The 15,523-nt window shown below is 59.9% G+C and carries 11 protein-coding genes; 4 read left to right on the top strand and 7 right to left on the bottom strand.

Annotation, left to right across the window (positions count from 1 at the left end):
• Nucleotides 1–11: 11 nt before the first annotated feature.
• On the top strand, nt 12–1,895 hold the full coding sequence (locus GRX76_RS02780) for a monovalent cation:proton antiporter-2 (CPA2) family protein (protein ID WP_160151910.1): 1,884 nt from the start codon (nt 12–14) through the stop codon (nt 1,893–1,895).
• 23 nt (nt 1,896–1,918) lie between these two features.
• Here the strand turns inward: GRX76_RS02780 and GRX76_RS02775 are convergent, their stop codons facing one another.
• From GRX76_RS02775 to GRX76_RS02750, 6 genes are all read right to left on the bottom strand, one after another.
• Nucleotides 1,919–3,514, bottom strand: a complete 1,596-nt coding sequence (locus GRX76_RS02775) for a sulfotransferase (RefSeq protein ID WP_160151909.1) — start codon at nt 3,512–3,514, stop codon at nt 1,919–1,921.
• A gap of 111 nt (nt 3,515–3,625) precedes the next feature.
• Nucleotides 3,626–5,875, bottom strand: a complete 2,250-nt coding sequence (locus GRX76_RS02770) for a TonB-dependent receptor (RefSeq protein ID WP_160151908.1) — start codon at nt 5,873–5,875, stop codon at nt 3,626–3,628.
• 356 nt (nt 5,876–6,231) lie between these two features.
• Nucleotides 6,232–7,584 (bottom strand): cytochrome c, encoded by a 1,353-nt coding sequence (locus GRX76_RS02765; protein ID WP_160151907.1) that lies wholly within the window; start codon nt 7,582–7,584, stop codon nt 6,232–6,234.
• 2 nt (nt 7,585–7,586) lie between these two features.
• Nucleotides 7,587–9,194 (bottom strand): GMC family oxidoreductase, encoded by a 1,608-nt coding sequence (locus GRX76_RS02760; RefSeq protein ID WP_236250520.1) that lies wholly within the window; start codon nt 9,192–9,194, stop codon nt 7,587–7,589.
• 2 nt (nt 9,195–9,196) lie between these two features.
• Nucleotides 9,197–9,658: a sugar dehydrogenase complex small subunit gene (locus GRX76_RS02755; protein WP_160151905.1), complete on the bottom strand. Its 462-nt coding sequence runs from the start codon at nt 9,656–9,658 to the stop codon at nt 9,197–9,199.
• A 240-nt stretch (nt 9,659–9,898) separates the two neighbouring features.
• Nucleotides 9,899–10,435: a lipocalin family protein gene (locus GRX76_RS02750; RefSeq protein WP_160151904.1), complete on the bottom strand. Its 537-nt coding sequence runs from the start codon at nt 10,433–10,435 to the stop codon at nt 9,899–9,901.
• A 207-nt stretch (nt 10,436–10,642) separates the two neighbouring features.
• On the opposite strand from GRX76_RS02750, the gene GRX76_RS02745 reads away from it, so the two are divergent.
• Genes GRX76_RS02745 through GRX76_RS02735 form a run of 3 tightly spaced genes read left to right on the top strand, consistent with a single transcriptional unit; the run spans nt 10,643 to nt 14,823 of the window.
• The gene (locus GRX76_RS02745) at nt 10,643–12,979 is read left to right on the top strand and encodes a TonB-dependent receptor (protein WP_160151903.1); all 2,337 of its coding nucleotides are present in this window, start codon (nt 10,643–10,645) and stop codon (nt 12,977–12,979) included.
• A 32-nt stretch (nt 12,980–13,011) separates the two neighbouring features.
• The gene (locus tag GRX76_RS02740; protein ID WP_160151902.1) at nt 13,012–13,884 is read left to right on the top strand and encodes an oxygenase MpaB family protein; all 873 of its coding nucleotides are present in this window, start codon (nt 13,012–13,014) and stop codon (nt 13,882–13,884) included.
• 36 nt (nt 13,885–13,920) lie between these two features.
• Entirely contained in the window at nt 13,921–14,823 is a 903-nt protein-coding gene (locus GRX76_RS02735; RefSeq protein ID WP_160151901.1) for an oxygenase MpaB family protein, read from the top strand.
• A gap of 17 nt (nt 14,824–14,840) precedes the next feature.
• Here the strand turns inward: GRX76_RS02735 and GRX76_RS02730 are convergent, their stop codons facing one another.
• Nucleotides 14,841–15,425 carry a cysteine hydrolase family protein gene (locus GRX76_RS02730; RefSeq protein WP_160151900.1) on the bottom strand — a complete coding sequence of 195 codons (585 nt, stop codon included), beginning with the start codon at nt 15,423–15,425 and terminating at the stop codon, nt 14,841–14,843.
• Between the last annotated feature and the right edge of the window lie 98 nt (nt 15,426–15,523).

Below are 15,523 nucleotides of genomic sequence, written 5' to 3'. Positions count from 1 at the left end.
TAAGCCAGGCCATGCCGCACGACAATTTTCTGCTCCAGACCGTCATCTTTCTCGCCGCCGCCGTGGTATCCGTACCGCTGGCCAAACGCCTGGGATTCGGCTCGGTGCTCGGCTATCTGGTGGCCGGGGTACTGATTGGCCCCCACGCCTTTGGCCTGGTCGGCGACACCAGTGAAGAACTGCACTTTGCCGAGTTCGGCGTGGCATTGATGCTGTTTCTGATCGGGCTGGAACTGCAGCCGAAAAAACTCTGGGCGCTGCGCGGTTCTATCTTTGGCACCGGTGGTGCCCAGGTCATCCTGACCGCGGCCGCGGTGTGTGGCCTGGGCATGGCCCTGTTCGGTTTCGACTGGCGCAGTGCCACCGCCGTGGGCCTGATCCTGGCGCTGTCTTCCACCGCCATCGTGCTGCAGTCACTGTCGGAAAAGAACCTGCTCAAAACCGAGGGCGGCCGCAACGCTTTCAGCGTGTTGTTGTTTCAGGACATCGCGGTCATCCCCATTCTCGCGCTGTTGCCGCTATTGGCGACGGTGGAAGTGGCCGCCGATCCCGACGACCTGCAGGGCTGGGCCTACGCGCTGGCGGTACTGGCGGCAGTCGCCGCGCTGATTCTGGCGGGGCGCTACCTGCTGACACCACTGCTGCGGATTGTAGTGGGCACGCGCACCCGGGAACTGTTTACCGCCTGCTCCCTGCTGATCGTACTGAGCGCCGCCGCGATCATGTCCTGGCTGGAACTGTCCCCGGCCCTGGGTACTTTTATCGCCGGTGTGGTCCTGGCGGAAAGCGAGTTCCGCCACGAGCTGGAAGCGGATATCGAGCCCTTCAAGGGCCTGCTGCTGGGCCTCTTCTTCCTCGCCGTGGGTGCCAACCTGGACCTGGCACTGGTGATGCAGAAACCACTGCTGTTACTGGGACTACTGGCGCTGCTGGTGGTGGTGAAGTTCGTCATCCTGTTCGCGCTGGCGCGGGTGCGCGGTATGGCGAAAGGGGAGGACTGGCTGTTCGCGCTGTCGTTGGCGCAGGCGGGGGAATTCGGTTTTGTATTGCTGGCCTATGCGAGCCAGAACCATGTGCTGCCGGCGGATGTAACCAGCGTGCTGATCGCGCTGATTGCCCTGTCCATGGCCTTCACTCCCCTGCTGCTGCTGGCCTATGAACAGTTGATTCAGCCCCGCTACTTCAGTGGCCCGCGGCAGCCGGATGTTGCCGACAGCGCGCCCCAGGACGACGGCACTCCGGTCATCATCATCGGATACGGTCGCTATGGCCAGATTGCCGGGCGCCTGCTGAACGCCTGCGGCTTCGACACCACCCTGCTGGAGCACAATGCCGAACAGCTGGAGTTGGTGCGCCGCTATGGCATCAAGGCGTATTACGGGGATGCCTCGCGCGAGGACCTGCTGCATGCCGCCGGTGCCGAGAATGCGAAGATTGTCATCCTCACCCTGAGTGATCAGGCGGCCTCACTGGAAATTGTCAGCCGCATCCAGAAGTACTTCCCACACCTGACCATTCTCGCGCGCGCGCGCAACCGCATGCACCAGTACGCACTGATGGAAGCGGGGGTGCACTATATCTATCGCGAGACCGTCGACAGCGCTCTGGAAATCGGCGCCGGCGCCCTGCAACTGCTGGGTCTGTCCAAACACCAGGCCCAGCGCGCCGCACGTAAATTCAAACAGCACGACCAGCGTATGCTGGAATCCCTGTTCCCTTACTGGCGCAACGAATCCCAGCACGTCGCCCAGACCAGGATTTACCGTGAGCAACTACTGCAGGCATTGCGGGAAGACAGGCGCGATGCGGATCTGCATCTGGATCACCATTGGGGTGATAGCGTCGGCAAGCACAAAAAGGGAGTGGACAAAACGTCCAGTAAACCGGGACTCTAAGCACCTGCTACCCCGGACAAGACTCAACTGTCTGGCGGCAGGATCCCCGCGTTTTCCAGAATTGCTCGATAGGGCTGCAACTGTTCGGCGAATAGCTGCCAGCGACCACTTGCGCGTTGGTGAATGGGTTCGCGCACCTGGGTGGCGCTGGCGGTGGCGGCCGTCAGGCCCGCCCGGTGAAATTCCAGGCAAGCGCGTTCAAACGGCAGCTGCAGCCAATCCAGCAAAGACCGCGTCTCCCGTTCAGGCTCCGCCACCAGTAAATCGTAATCGATCGTATAAATGCGGCCCGACAGCAGCGCCTGCCACTGCTGCATCAGCTGGTGATACTGCACATAGTAGTGGCCCAGCTCTTCGAGGTCGTAGGACCAGGGGTAGGCGTCCGCGAACAGTTGCTTGTACGTGGCGAGACCGGCGTCCATGGGGTTGCGCCTCACATGTACGAAGCGGGCGCCGGGCAGGGCACGGGCAATCAGCGGCAGGTAAAGGAAGTTGCCTGGCAATTTGTCCGTGAAACAGCGCCGTTCATTGCGCAGGTGCCGGATACTCTGCAGGTAGATCCGCCCCAGTCCCGCCGGTGACCGTGTGGCAATCGCACGCGCGTCCGCAGGGCTCAACAGCGCCGCTTCGCCACGGCCCAGCTGTTGCTTCACCGCCACCGGCCATTGCACCAGCTCACCCAGAGCCTGCACCTGTGCATGGCTACCCAGTATCTGTTCCACCAGGGTGCTGCCCGCCCGCGGCAGGCCGACAATGAAAATCGGAGTTTCCCCGCCGCTTGTCGGCGGACTGTGGTCTCCGGTCCGGTGGTACCAGCTCTCCCCCAGATGCTCATGCACCGCGTTAAAGGTTTCCCGCTCACTTTCCGTATCGTAGTGCAATCGTTGCCGCTGGGCGTCGGCGCCAGCCTGGTAGTGTTGCCATGCGCAGTCCCAGTCCCTCAGGTCTTCACTCAGTTTACCGGCGGCGTAGTGCAAATAGGGTTGCGCCACCGGTGGAGCGGTACCGGCGAGGGCTTGCAACGCCTCCAGGTGCGCGCGCGTTTCCGTGTGGTTGCCGCGGCGGCTTTTTGCCAGCAGCCAGTGGGCGCGGTAGTGGTCCGGGGCCCGCTCAAGGACCCGCCTTAGTGCGATACCGGCGTCCGCGCTGCGACCGAGAAAGAGTTGTACCGCCGCCGCATTGACGAGAATGCCGATATTGTCCGGCGCCAGTTGCAGAGCCTGCCGGTAGAGCGACAGCGCCTGTTGCTGACGGCCCAGGCGGCTGTAAATCGTCGCCAGCATATCCAGCAGTTCCGGGTTGCCCGCAATCTGCGGCAGACACAGTGCCGCCTCGGACTCAGCCGCGGCAAACTGGCCGTTGGCGGCAAGAATCCGCGCGAGATATACCCTGGCCTCACCAAACTCCGCGTCGGCGCGCAGCGCCGCCTTGAAGGCGCGCACCGCGATCTGCGGCCTGCCTCCTTCGAGCGCGGCGAGGCCCAGCAGGGTATGCGCCTCGGCCCGCTGGGGTTCGGACTTCAACACCCCGATACAGCGGGCAGACACGGCGCGCCAGTCGCCCTCGGTCGCGGCGCGGCGGGCGAGATCGAGCTGTTGGCGGTTGATGTCATCGGACATGGTGATTCACTTGAAATGTTGGTTGGCGTTCGCTCGGTGTAGACATGGTTGTGCCAGAAGCAAAAAAGGCGGGGCAAGCCCCGCCGAAGGTTAGTCCTGTGAGACCGGCGATCAGAACTCGTAAGCGACATTCACCCCGAGGGTGCGCGGCTGCCCCACATAGTAGAACTGGCCGCGCTCGCCGTAGCGTTTGGCACTGCGCACACCGTTGTAATACAGCTCGTTGGTGACGTTATCCGCGAACAGCGAAGCGCGCCACTGGTCCAGGCGATAGTCCGCCGACAGGTTGAACAGGTGGTAGTCCTTCAGGGTTTCGTTGTCGAAGTTGTCATCGAGGCTGTTGAGACGGGTGTCGACGGCATCCTTGTAATACATATTGCCGCGCAGAGTCAGCTCGCCGGTCGGTACCGCAACGTTGTAATCCAGCGCCAGGTTGTATTGCAGATTGGGCACGCCGGGGAAGCTGTCGCCGTCATAACCGCCGATCTCCGGCGCATCGCCATCGAGTGCGTGGTCGTAATAGGTCACCCAGCCGTTCAGCATCAGGTTGTCGCTGAGTGCGGCCTGAGCGGACAGCTCGAGGCCGCTGATCTGGCCCTGGCTGGCGTTTTTGGTGATGTTGATCGCCGCTTCCTGAGACTTGGTCGGTACCTGCAGATCGCTCCAGTCGATCATGAATACCGCACCGTTCAGGATGATGTTGCCGCCGAGGGTGGTGTGCCAGCCCAGCTCGTAGTTCACCGCAGAGTCGGAGCTGAAGGTCTGCTCGCTGTCCAGCAACTGCGGACCGGCGTTGGTGCCGCCGCGGCGGAAGCCTTCGGCCACGGTCGCGTAGAGCATGACGTCATCGGTGAAGTTGTAGGCGGCATTCAGCTTGAATACGGTGTCGTCGATCTCGCCATCGCCATCGCGGCAGTCAGGATCGGTACCGGTGTAGAACGGCAGCATGGTGCAGTCGTAGGCGAATTTCTCTTCCTGCTGGAAGTAGCGCGCGCCCAGGGTGAACTGCAGCTGCTCGTTGGCGTGGAAGGTGGCTTCACCGTACACGGCCTGCTCTTTGAAGGTGCTGTCCGCATAGCGCCAGTATTCCAGGTCGCCCAGGCCAGTGGGAGACCAGTCCCATTCGTTCACCACGAAGTCGCCGAAGCCGGGCGTGTACTCGCGGGCATCCAGCAGAGTGTCGGTTTCCTCGTAGTAGACGCCGGCGATCCAGTCGAGCCACTCGGGGGAGTTCTCGTCGGTGGACAGGAAGCGGGTCTCGTGTACCAGGGACTCGGACTGGTTGTCATCTACGGTGTATGCGGAGAACTGCGGGAAATCGCAATAGCCGCTCCAGATGTCTACACACAGCAGGTCGGTCTGGTCGCGGTTACCGATGCCTTCGTATTCCGCCACGGAGGTGGTGGAGAAGATTTCGATGGCGTCGCTGTTGTATCCCAGCTCCACGTTGAACAGGGTGTCCTTGTTCTCACGCACTTCTTCGTAGCGCAGGGAAGAGGTGAAGTCGTCTCCGGTAAAGCCCGGGTTCACCGCCTGACGGCCACCGGCCTTGGAATCCTGCAGGTAGTAGTTGGCCTGGGCGAAGAAGGTATCGGTCGGCTCCCAGCGCAGGGCGAACCGGGCAGAAGTGGTTTCTTCGGTGTTGGCGTCCTTGATCTTGCGCTCGTCGTTGGAAACGCCCGGCTCAGCCAGCACGTTGTTGTAATCCACAAAGCCGGCATCATCCACGCGGGTACCGGACATACGCAGAGCCAGGGTGTCGGACAGCGGCAGGTTGAGTACGCCACTTACCTCATTGGAGAAACCGTCACTCTCGCTGTTCTTGTACACCTCGGTGCGCAGCGAACCCTCGGTAGCTTCAGTGTTCGGTTTGTTGAGGATATAGCGCAGGGTACCGGCCATGGCACCGCGGCCGTACAGGGTGCCCTGGGGCCCACGCAGGACTTCCACGCGCTCGATGTCCACCAGTTTGAAGTCGATCAGCAGCGGCGTGTCGTTGACGTAGCGGGAAATGATGTCCTTACCGCCCTGGTTCTCGGATGCTTCCAGGCCACCGACGTTCATACCGCGGAGGGTCACCAGACCGGTGCTGCGGGCGCCGGCGTCGATCATCTGCATGCCCGGAATGAACTGGGACATTTTGCTCAAATCGTCAGCGCCGATGTCGTTGATAAACTCGCCGGTTACCGCGGTTATGTTGTAGGGAATGTCCTGGATGCTCTCGGCGCGGCGACTGGCTGTTACCACGACTTCTTCGAGCACCATGTTTTTTTCGGTTTCACTCTGTGCCAGCACCGCTACCGGTGCGCAGTTGACCGCGGCGATCGCCAAAGCCAGTAGTTGCTTGTTGGATGATTTCATCACTTTCCCCTTGGGTGTGTCGTCGTTGTTGTAAGTCTTGGGTCTCGCCGGCACAGCCGAGGCAATACGACGCAAATAGCGCACAGCCAGAGACTGAGCCGAGGTTGGAAGCTGGGAAAAAATCAGGCAGGAAAGGGCTGCCCGTTACCAGATCTGGTAACGGTCAACTAATTGTCGAACCACTCGCTGAGGTGGTAATCGCTGGAGCGCTTGCACTGCGGATCACCGACAGTGCCTTGGATGTGAAACATAAAGCCATTTATCTTAGGTTTATGTGTCGGTTCTACCGGATCAGAAGAGGCGACACAAGGTAAACCGTCGCCGCGGGATATTTTGGTAAAGTTTCTGTCAGAAAGTTATGGAATGGCAGTTTGCGGAGACGCCGCCTGATCGATTTTTACGGAAGCATCACTCGGTGGTGGCGCAGCGAACTGCCGGCGGAGGTATTCCAGTAGCTTGCTCAGATCTTCTTCGCTCAACTCGCTGGCGAAGCCTGGCATCATTTTTTCTTCGCCGTTCACGGTGCGACTTATGCCCTGCAGAATCGCCTGGCGCAGGTTGTGCTCGCTGGCCGCGCCGACGGTGGAATTGCGGATCAGCGAGGGGTAATGGCCATCGTTGCTGCCACCGCCGTCGACACCATGGCAGCTGGCACACAGCCCCAAATACAGGCGCGCGCCATCGGATCGCAGCACCGGGCTGCGGTCGATGGCAAGCAGGTTACCGCGCTTGATAATGACATCGGTGGCCGGTGTACCTCGCGCCTGTCGCGCTACCCGGGTTTTTCCACTGACCGACGGAATACTGCGCAGATAGGTCACCATCGCGCGGATATCGGCGTCCGTCATTTTTGCAAAACTGTTTTCGATCGCCTCGGCCATGGGGCCGCCAGCCTGGGCAAGGCGATTTACGTGACCGGTTTTCAGATACTGCTGCAATTGCGCGGAAGTCCAGTCACCGATGCCACTCACCGGGTCGGGTGTAATGTTGTAGGCTTCCCAGCCATCCAGCACCGGGCCGCCACTGAGATACCCCTTGCTGTTCTCGTCGTAGGCTTTTTCCTGTAACGCGATCCCCCGCGGGGTATGGCATTCGCCGCAATGCGCCAGGCCCTGTACCAGATAGGCGCCGCGGTTCCACTCCGCACCCTGATCCGGGCTTGACTCAAAAGGCCCACTGGGCCTGAACAGGAAATTCCAAATTGCCAGCGGCCAGCGCGCACTGAGCAGTCGGGGAATTTTGTTGGCTGGCGGCGCTTCATGTACCGGCTCTATCCCGAACAGGAAATAGGCGTAGAGTGCCTCAATATCCTCATCAGTAATTTTGGCGTAGGACTCGTAGGGCATGGCGGGGTAGAGGTTGCGCCCGTTTTTGCCAATTCCCCGACGCAGGGCGCGCTCGAACTCCTCCAGTTTCCAACCGCCAATGCCGGTGTTGATATCCGGTGTGATATTGCTGCTGTAGAGGGTGCCCAGCTTGGGGATTTCCAGCCCGCGACCACCGGCAAAAGCGCTGCCACCGGGTTTGGTGTGGCACGCCTGGCAGTCCCCGGCGATGGCCAGGTAGCGGCCTCTTTCGATGAGTGCTGGCCGGTTCAGTTCGGTATTCACTTCAGACACCGCGGCCTGATCCCAGATTTCCTGAGCGCTCAGCCAGGCCAGAGGCAACAGTGCACACACCAGTCCCGTGAGCGCCAAACGCCAGTGCATCCTCACGACTCCTTGATCAGCGTATCCGCCAGGCGCAGGGCCAGCGCGGCGATGGTGAGGGTGACATTGACGGTACCCACGGTGGGCATCACCGAGCTACCGGCAATAAACACATTGGGGTGATCGAAGGTGCGGCAGTCCTTATCCACCACCGAATCCTCCGCCCTGGCGCCCATGATGGTGGTGCCGCTGATATGGTTGTTGGGGGCGAAATCATCGCTATGGGTGATGTCGGTACCGCCCAGTACTTTGGCGATTTCGGCATAAGTTGCACGGGTGTGCGCGGCACTTTTCACCACATAGTCATCGATGTGGTAGGTAATTTCCGGCCGGGGGATGCCACTGGCATCTTTTTCCGAGGTGCTCGGGCGGATGCGATTTTGCGGCAGTGGCAGTATCTCGTGGAAGCTGTTGAACTCCACATGGCGCGCAGCGCGATCCCGGAGCCGCACGGTGAGTTCGGGCACATCGATGGGCTCCCGTTGTTGCAGCGCCGCGCGGGCCGCCTTCTGTACCGCGGAGATATTCGACAGGTGCAGTTTCTTGCCCGCGTACCGGGCGCGGAAATCGCCGTCGCGAAAGCCGACCATCGAGGTCATTTCCTGGGGGCCGCGCCCCGGCCACAGGTGCTCATCGGCGTAAAAACGCACTCCGGTCCCCGGGTGGTCCATCAGATTGCGCCCTACCATATCCGAGCGATTACCCACCCCGGTGGGATTGTGGCGGCCGTAGGACATCAGCATCAATTTTGGGGTTTCGATGCCGTTGGCGGCGAGAATAAAGTTTTTGCCGGTAATCCGATAATTATTGCCCAGCGGATCCTTGTACTCGGCGGCGATGATTCGATCCCCCTCACTCACCAGCCGGTTTACCACCGCGCTGTGGATAAGTTCGGCACCATTTGCCTCGGCCTTTTCCACATGCACTACGCCGTTGTACATGGCGCCAATAGGGCAGATAGGCATGCAGTTGTTATTGCCACAGCAGGTGGGGCGGCCGTCATAGGGGCGGCTGTTGCGCGCCACCGGCTCTGTCACCACTCGCCACGCCGGGTTGTGGCCATTCATGCGCTCTTTTACCCTCGCCTCGTTGTACGACAGCGGCAAAGGTTGCATGGGGTAGGGTGCCGAGCGCGGTGAGCCCAGTTCTTCGTCTGCAGGTCCCCAGACACCCAGCTCCTGCTCGGCGCGCTGGTACCAGGGTTCCAGCTCGGCGTATTCAATCGGCCAGTCGCGTCCCACGCCGTACAGGCTGTTCAATTTGAAATCGCTGGGTAAAAACCGCCAGCAGGAGGCAGCCCAATGCCAGGTGGTGCCACCCACCGCGCGGATATATTGCGAGTTGAATGGGTGGCTGCCTTTGAAGATCAGGTAGTCATTCGCGAATTCACCGTACTGTGGATGAGGCGCCCAGGGGGCGGACTGATACGCTGCCATAAAATCCGATTTGTCGCGCAGGTTGCGAAAGCGCTCCAGCGTCTGCCAGCGGGGAATCCTGGGGCCGGCCTCCAGGATCAGCACCGACTTTCCGGCTCGCGCCAGCTCATTCGCCACCAGCGCCCCGGCCACGCCGGAACCAATCACCACATATTCTGCTTCCTGGCTCGCCAAACTCACGACTCCCCGAAATTTGCATGTGGTGCCGCAGCCCAGTCACCGGGTTTGCCATAGCAATAACTGGGTACCGGGAGCACATCCGCGGTAAGCCGGTACATGAGTGCACGCTCAAAAGTCACCAGTGTTTTGCCCACCGATCCAAGGTACCAGGCGGACACGATCAGCTGTGCCACCGGTGAATGCCGCTCGGCGGGACCGGGGTCATCGGGCATCAAATCCAGCTGCTGGGGAAAGCTCGGAAACTCGCTGTTGAGCGCTGCCAGTAAACGCGCGGCTACGCGTCGATCCAGCTGGGTATTCACCGGCAGTGGTTGCAGCAGTTTCTGTGACACCTCGAAAAACTTGCCCAGGCGACGCCCAGCCTCACGGGTGCTGTCCGGCAGAGTGTCAGACTGCGCGTGAAGCAGGGCGGCGGGTAACAGCGCCAAACCGCCGCCAAGCAGCAACTGTGTGTGCACAAACCTGCGCCGCGCCGGCGATCGAGGAGAGGATCGGCCGCGAACGCCGCCGTCGGCTGTAAAGAAATTGGAAACACCAGTGCCCACACCACCCCTCACTGTGCAACGATTAATCCGTTACAGCCAGTATAGATAAGGCTCCATAAGCGGCGGTCAGGAGAAAAATTACCCCTGACTTTCTTCTCTTGTAAAACAGAAAAGTCAGGGCCGGGTTTAGGGATCAGGCACCGATGCAAGGATTTACTCGGTAGGCAACGGCGACTGCTCCACAAAGATCAGCGCATCGGCGTCAAAGCCCAGTTCCGCAGCGCGCTGCAAAAACCGCTGTTTCAACGAGGCATCGACGGTAGGCGTGCGCGACAGCAACCATAGGTAAGAGCGGTCCGGCCCGGACACCATGGCGTAGCGATAGTCATCGTCCAGTTCGAAAATCACATAGGAACCGTAAAAGGGCCCGAAGAAAGAGACCTTGAGGTGCCCCACATTGGGCGCACCGACAAAATAGGCCTTGCCCTCGGACTGCTGCCACCTGGCGCGCTCGGCATCAAACCCGCGATTCACCACTTTAACGCCGCCGTCATCCCGCAAGCTGTATTCCGCCGTTACCCGACTCAGGCCGCGCTCGAAAGAGTGATCCAGGCGCGCAATTTCGTACCACTTGCCCAGATAGCGATCGAGGGTGAAATCATCGATGGGCGCAACCCCCTCGGGAACACCGGTACAACTCGCGGCAAGCAGGCTACACAGCAACAGCAGTAGCCCAGCAAGGTTTTTCATATCCCACCTCAAAGTCATTGATACGCAGCACAGGACAACCGGATCAGGTCGCTCATCAGGAATGATTAAAGCCCACCGACGACATCTGCTCCGTTGAAATTCATCCAAACGGACGAATCAATTTTTGATGCCCTGCGCATACTGGCCTAATCCGGCTCAATAACCACAACGAGACAAACATAACAAAAGGATGAGAGGGAAGCCGCCATGCCGATGATGAAACATACGCCACCACTACCCCTGCGCACATGGACCCTGGTCACCAGTGCCCTGGCCTCGGCCATTACCGCCGCGATACCGGTGGCTGCAACCGCCCAGGAAAAACTGCAGCTAGAAGAGGTCGTAGTTACCGCCCAGCGTCGCGAACAGAGCATGCAGGATATCCCAGTGGCGGTTACCGCCGTTACCGGCGAGGAACTGGCGGCGGCCCAGGTCGACAGCATCGCCAATATCCAGCAAATTTCCTCCAGCGCCCGCTTTGCGGTGGTGAACAGCGCCGCCAACAGCGCCAATATCGTGATTCGCGGTATCGGCACCGTCGGCAACAGCCGCGCCTTTGAAGGCGCGGTGGGTGTGTTTGTGGACGGCGTCTATCGCACCCGCGCCGGCCAGGCGATGCAAAACTGGCTGGATATGGCGAGCCTGGAAATCCTGCGCGGCCCCCAGGGCACCCTGTTCGGCAAAAACACCTCGGCGGGCGCACTGATCCTCAACAGCAACGCCCCCGATACCGATGCCTTCACCCTGGATTACGAAGTGGGCGTGGGCAACTACGGCAACCAGCTAGTGCGCAGCGCGGCCAATATGCCGCTGAACGATGACTGGGCCATGCGCGTGGCCGCCATCTGGGGCAGTGAGGATGGCTATATTGAAGATCCCAATGGCGGCGACTACAACGGTCGTGAGCCCCGCGGTACCAAGGTCCAGTTCCTGTACGAACCCTCGGAAACCTTTTCCAGCCGCCTGATCCTCGACTGGTTCCAGGAAGACAACAACTGCTGCTACGGCCAGGTGGATGCCATCGACGGACCCACGCAGCCGCTGATCAATGCACTGGTGCAGGCCCAGGGCAAACAACTGCCGTCAGATACCCTGCGCGATTACCAGCAGGTGTTGAGTAACAAGACGGACCAATCCATCGAAGACAAGGGCGCGGTACTGCAGATGGCCTGGCAGCTGGACGGCGGGCGCACCCTCAAGTCCGTATCCAGCCTGCGCGACTGGCGCATCTCCCAACAGGGCATGGACGCGGACTTTGTCGGCGCGAATATTCTGACCATCAACGAGTCACTGCAGACCAAATTGTTTTCTCAGGAGTTCACCCTGAACGGCGACCTTCAGCAAGTCGGCCCCTTCGCCAGTGCCGACTATGTGGTAGGGCTCTACTATGCCGACGAGGACATCGACGCCCACCACGAACTCTGGTGGGGCGACCAGGCGCAGTTTTACTGGGATACCCTGTTCTTCCAGCTCTACGGCTACCCGCCCGGAACCGTGGACGCCACCGAAGGGCAGTGGAGCGATGTGGATATGCCCGCAGACAGCATTTCCTACGCCGCCTTCAGCCACTGGAACCTGGACATCAACGAACAGTGGAGCCTGACCGCCGGCTTGCGCTATTCCCGCGACGAAAAGAACGGTGCCATGTTCCGCAACAGCTTCACCGAGGCGCGCAACGCGGTATTCCGCGTGCTCACCGCGCAGCCTGGCCCGGAGTTTGACGACCACTACGAAGAGGACGCCTTCAGCGGCTCCCTTTCCGCCCAGTACCACTATTCAGACCGGGCGATGGCCTACGCCTCCTACAGCCGCGGCTACAAATCCGGTGGGGTAAACATCGACAACAGCGGCGCCGGCACCAACCTGAATAACCCGGAAGAAGTGCCCGGCGCCATCCCCGAAAATCCCAGCTACCACGCGGAATATATGGACGGCTACGAGCTGGGGCTCAAGACCGAATACTGGAATGGCCGCGCGCGCAGCAACCTGGCGCTCTTCTACAACGACATCACCAACCTGCAGCTGGCCCAGTTCCAGGGCACCAAGTTCACCGTGGACAATGCGCCCGAGGCCACTGTTTACGGCCTGGAACTGGAAAACCAGTTCCTTCTGAACGACACCTTCTCGCTGATGTTCGACCTGACGCACCTGGCGGAAGCACGCTTTGGCGACGACCCGGTGCTCGGTTTCCTCGCCGAACGTCGCTTTGCCATGGCACCGGAGCTGTCCGCCAACCTGGCTCTGGATTTCGAGCGCCCCATCGCCAGCGGCCTCAACCTGTTTGGGCGTGTGGGGATGGTGTACAACTCGGAAATTTTCTCCAATACCTCCAACGACCTGAAGGTGGATGCGCAGAGCGAATACACCGCCAACATCGGCGTGCGCCCGGACGCTGCCAACTGGTCGCTATCCGCCTGGTGCCAGAACTGTGGCGACAACCGCTACGCCAGCGTGCACTTCGACTCTCCGCTGCAGGCCGGGGACTACAATGCCTACGTGTCTTACCCCCGCACCTATGGTTTAACGTTGCGTGGCAACTTTTAGGGCCTGACCCTGCGAGGTAATTTCTGAGATTTATGGATTTCATCGAACAAGCCGTAAACCGGCGGATGGGCGACGAGCGCTTCGACTTCCGCCAACCGCCGGGAGAAGATGCCCTGCTCCCGGCGGACTCGGTTACCTGGCGCATCTTCAAGAATCCGGTCTCCATGTTTGTCGGCGGTATCACCGCCGTCATTCTGGAACTGGCAGAGCCACGGGTGCGCGACGGGGTGTGGAACAACACCAGCTTCCGCACCGACCCCATGGGTCGCCTGCGCCGCACCGGTCTCGCCGCCATGGTCACCGTGTACGGACCGCGCAGTAAAGCGGAAGCCATGATCGCCGGAATCCGCCGTATGCACGGAAAAATCTCCGGCGTAACGGAAGAGGGGTTCACCTACAACGCCAACGACGAGGAACTGCTGAACTGGGTGCAGGGCACCGCCAGTTACGGCTTTCTGGAAGCCTATAGCCAGTTAGTGAAGCCTCTCACCGATGTGGAAAAAGACAGCGTCTACCGGGAAGGCAGCCTTCCGGCAAGCCTCTATGGTGCACTGGGAGCGCCGCGTTCACAGGCAGAACAACAATCGCTGTTTGCAGCCATGCAACCGAAACTGAAACCCACTGGCGTCATCGGGGAATTTCTCGAGCTGATGCTGAGCACTTCGGTATTCCCGAAACTCCTGCGGCCCTACCAGCACCTATTGGTGCGCGCCGCCGTCGCGATACTGCCAGCGGAAACCCGACAGCACCTGGAACTCGACGCCCCGCGCTGGCAGCTGAAATCCTGGCAGCATTCCCTGATCAAACTCAGCGGCCGCCTCGCGGACCGACTTGTGATCAAGGCAAGTCCCGCGGTGCATGCCTGTCAGCGACTCGGCCTGCCCGACGGATTTCTCTACAAATAGTTTTTAAAAGAAAACGCGTGTAATGAAGCGGGGGCAATGTTGAGGAGGAAACGCATTCGCCGGGAAATAGACCGGCTAAACCCATTTGCGGACCACTGTGAAATTGTCCACCTGATCGTATGCGACGGCTTTCTGTGGGATTTCAATCGCGCCCTGGAGCTGGCCCTGTTTCGCACATTCGCCTCGCCGAGCATCAGCGGTCTGCTCGAGCGTACCGGGGAATTCACGCGCAACGGCCAAAAGCGCTACGACGATACCTCGCTACTGATGCTTCAGTTACTGCGCTATGGCTACGACAGTGTGGAGGGAAACGCGGCACTGGCCAGAATGAACCGAACCCACGGGCATTTTGCCATCGCCAACAGAGACTATCTGTTCGTACTTTCTACTTTCATACTGGATCCTATCGACTGGATTCAGCGGTTTGGCTGGCGCCGCCTGACGGACAAAGAACAGGAATCCCTGTTCCTGTTTTGGTACCGGGTTGGCGAAAGAATGGGGATCAGCGATATTCCCGAGTCACTGACAGCACTGCGCGACTTCAGTGAACAGTATGTGCGGGAGCAGTTCCGGTTCAGCAATGCCAACCGCAGCGTATCCGACGGCACATTCGGCGTTGTGGAATCCTGGCTTCCGCGACCGCTGCGACATTTTGTTCGTCCGGTTTCCGCCGTATTGTTGGACGAGGCAACGCGCGCTGCCGTAAAGCTGCCGGCACCAAATCGCTTTTATCGGTCAATCGTGCCGGGCGCACTGAAATTGCGCGCGAAGTGGCTGGCATTCTTTGGCCGATCCGGAGAGCCAGCCTGGCCCGATGGATACCGAAGTTACCCGCAGGGGTATACCATTGAAACACTGGCACCGAAGCGGATTCTGGAAGTGGAGCAACAGGCTTCAAACAGCAGAAAAAACCCGACCGACAGAGAGACGGTGGAGTAGGGATACCAGCACTCTATTTACCTCGCCATTTCGCGCAGGCTTCCCAGTAATTGCTCTGCAGAACAAACCCTGCCGTATTCACCGTCAAGATTGCTCAGAAAAATCCAGTGTACGTCTTCAGCGGCAACGAACTTTCCATCAAGGCGTGGTAGCGGAAAGGCCGCAGTGGCATCCGCGGGAATCAAAACGCCATAGCCCAGACCAGCAGCTACCCGCACCGTTGCATCGATGGAGTTATTCGTCAGTACGCCACAGATAACCAGCTCATTGATTCCTTCCCCGTTGAGCCAGTCTCCAAGTTCCGTACCAATAAACGCGCAGTTTTCCGATTTGGTAAATACCCGCTCATTCCCCAGGGGCACGACGTCGCGCTTGAAATCAAAATACGGAGAGTCCTGGTGATAGGGCGATTCGGGAAATTTCGACGCGTGGCGTACGTGGATAACGGCTAACCCGCATTCGCGCCAATGTTGCAGCAACTGCGCGATCACGCGTTCCGCATCGGGGTTATTGCGATTACCCGTGTCAAAGTGGTCTATCGCCTGCTGCACATCAATGACGAGTAACGCCGGGTTGGCCGTCTGGAACAGTTGTTCGGGCATTGTGAATTTCCGGAATCTGATCGGATTGACGCTGCAGGCTAACGGAAAATGGCCACAGGTTCAGCTGAACTTTGCCATTGCTGAAACCACATAAACAA

Origin of the sequence: Microbulbifer sp. ALW1, assembly GCF_009903625.1 — a bacterium.
In the GTDB taxonomy this organism is placed as follows: domain Bacteria; phylum Pseudomonadota; class Gammaproteobacteria; order Pseudomonadales; family Cellvibrionaceae; genus Microbulbifer.
The sequence above is the reverse complement of the archived record's forward strand: the minus strand, read 5'-3'. Positions and strand labels throughout refer to the sequence as shown.

What these genes read in the sequence shown, in the direction of transcription:
- GRX76_RS02735 (WP_160151901.1), top strand. Translation starts at nt 13,921, where the DNA reads ATGTTGAGGAGGAAACGCATTCGCCGGGAAATAGACCGGCTAAACCCA.
- GRX76_RS02730 (WP_160151900.1), bottom strand. Translation starts at nt 15,425, where the DNA reads ATGCCCGAACAACTGTTCCAGACGGCCAACCCGGCGTTACTCGTCATT.
- GRX76_RS02780 (WP_160151910.1), top strand. Translation starts at nt 12, where the DNA reads ATGCCGCACGACAATTTTCTGCTCCAGACCGTCATCTTTCTCGCCGCC.
- GRX76_RS02750 (WP_160151904.1), bottom strand. Translation starts at nt 10,435, where the DNA reads ATGAAAAACCTTGCTGGGCTACTGCTGTTGCTGTGTAGCCTGCTTGCC.
- GRX76_RS02745 (WP_160151903.1), top strand. Translation starts at nt 10,643, where the DNA reads ATGCCGATGATGAAACATACGCCACCACTACCCCTGCGCACATGGACC.
- GRX76_RS02740 (WP_160151902.1), top strand. Translation starts at nt 13,012, where the DNA reads ATGGATTTCATCGAACAAGCCGTAAACCGGCGGATGGGCGACGAGCGC.
- GRX76_RS02775 (WP_160151909.1), bottom strand. Translation starts at nt 3,514, where the DNA reads ATGTCCGATGACATCAACCGCCAACAGCTCGATCTCGCCCGCCGCGCC.
- GRX76_RS02770 (WP_160151908.1), bottom strand. Translation starts at nt 5,875, where the DNA reads ATGAAATCATCCAACAAGCAACTACTGGCTTTGGCGATCGCCGCGGTC.
- GRX76_RS02765 (WP_160151907.1), bottom strand. Translation starts at nt 7,584, where the DNA reads ATGCACTGGCGTTTGGCGCTCACGGGACTGGTGTGTGCACTGTTGCCT.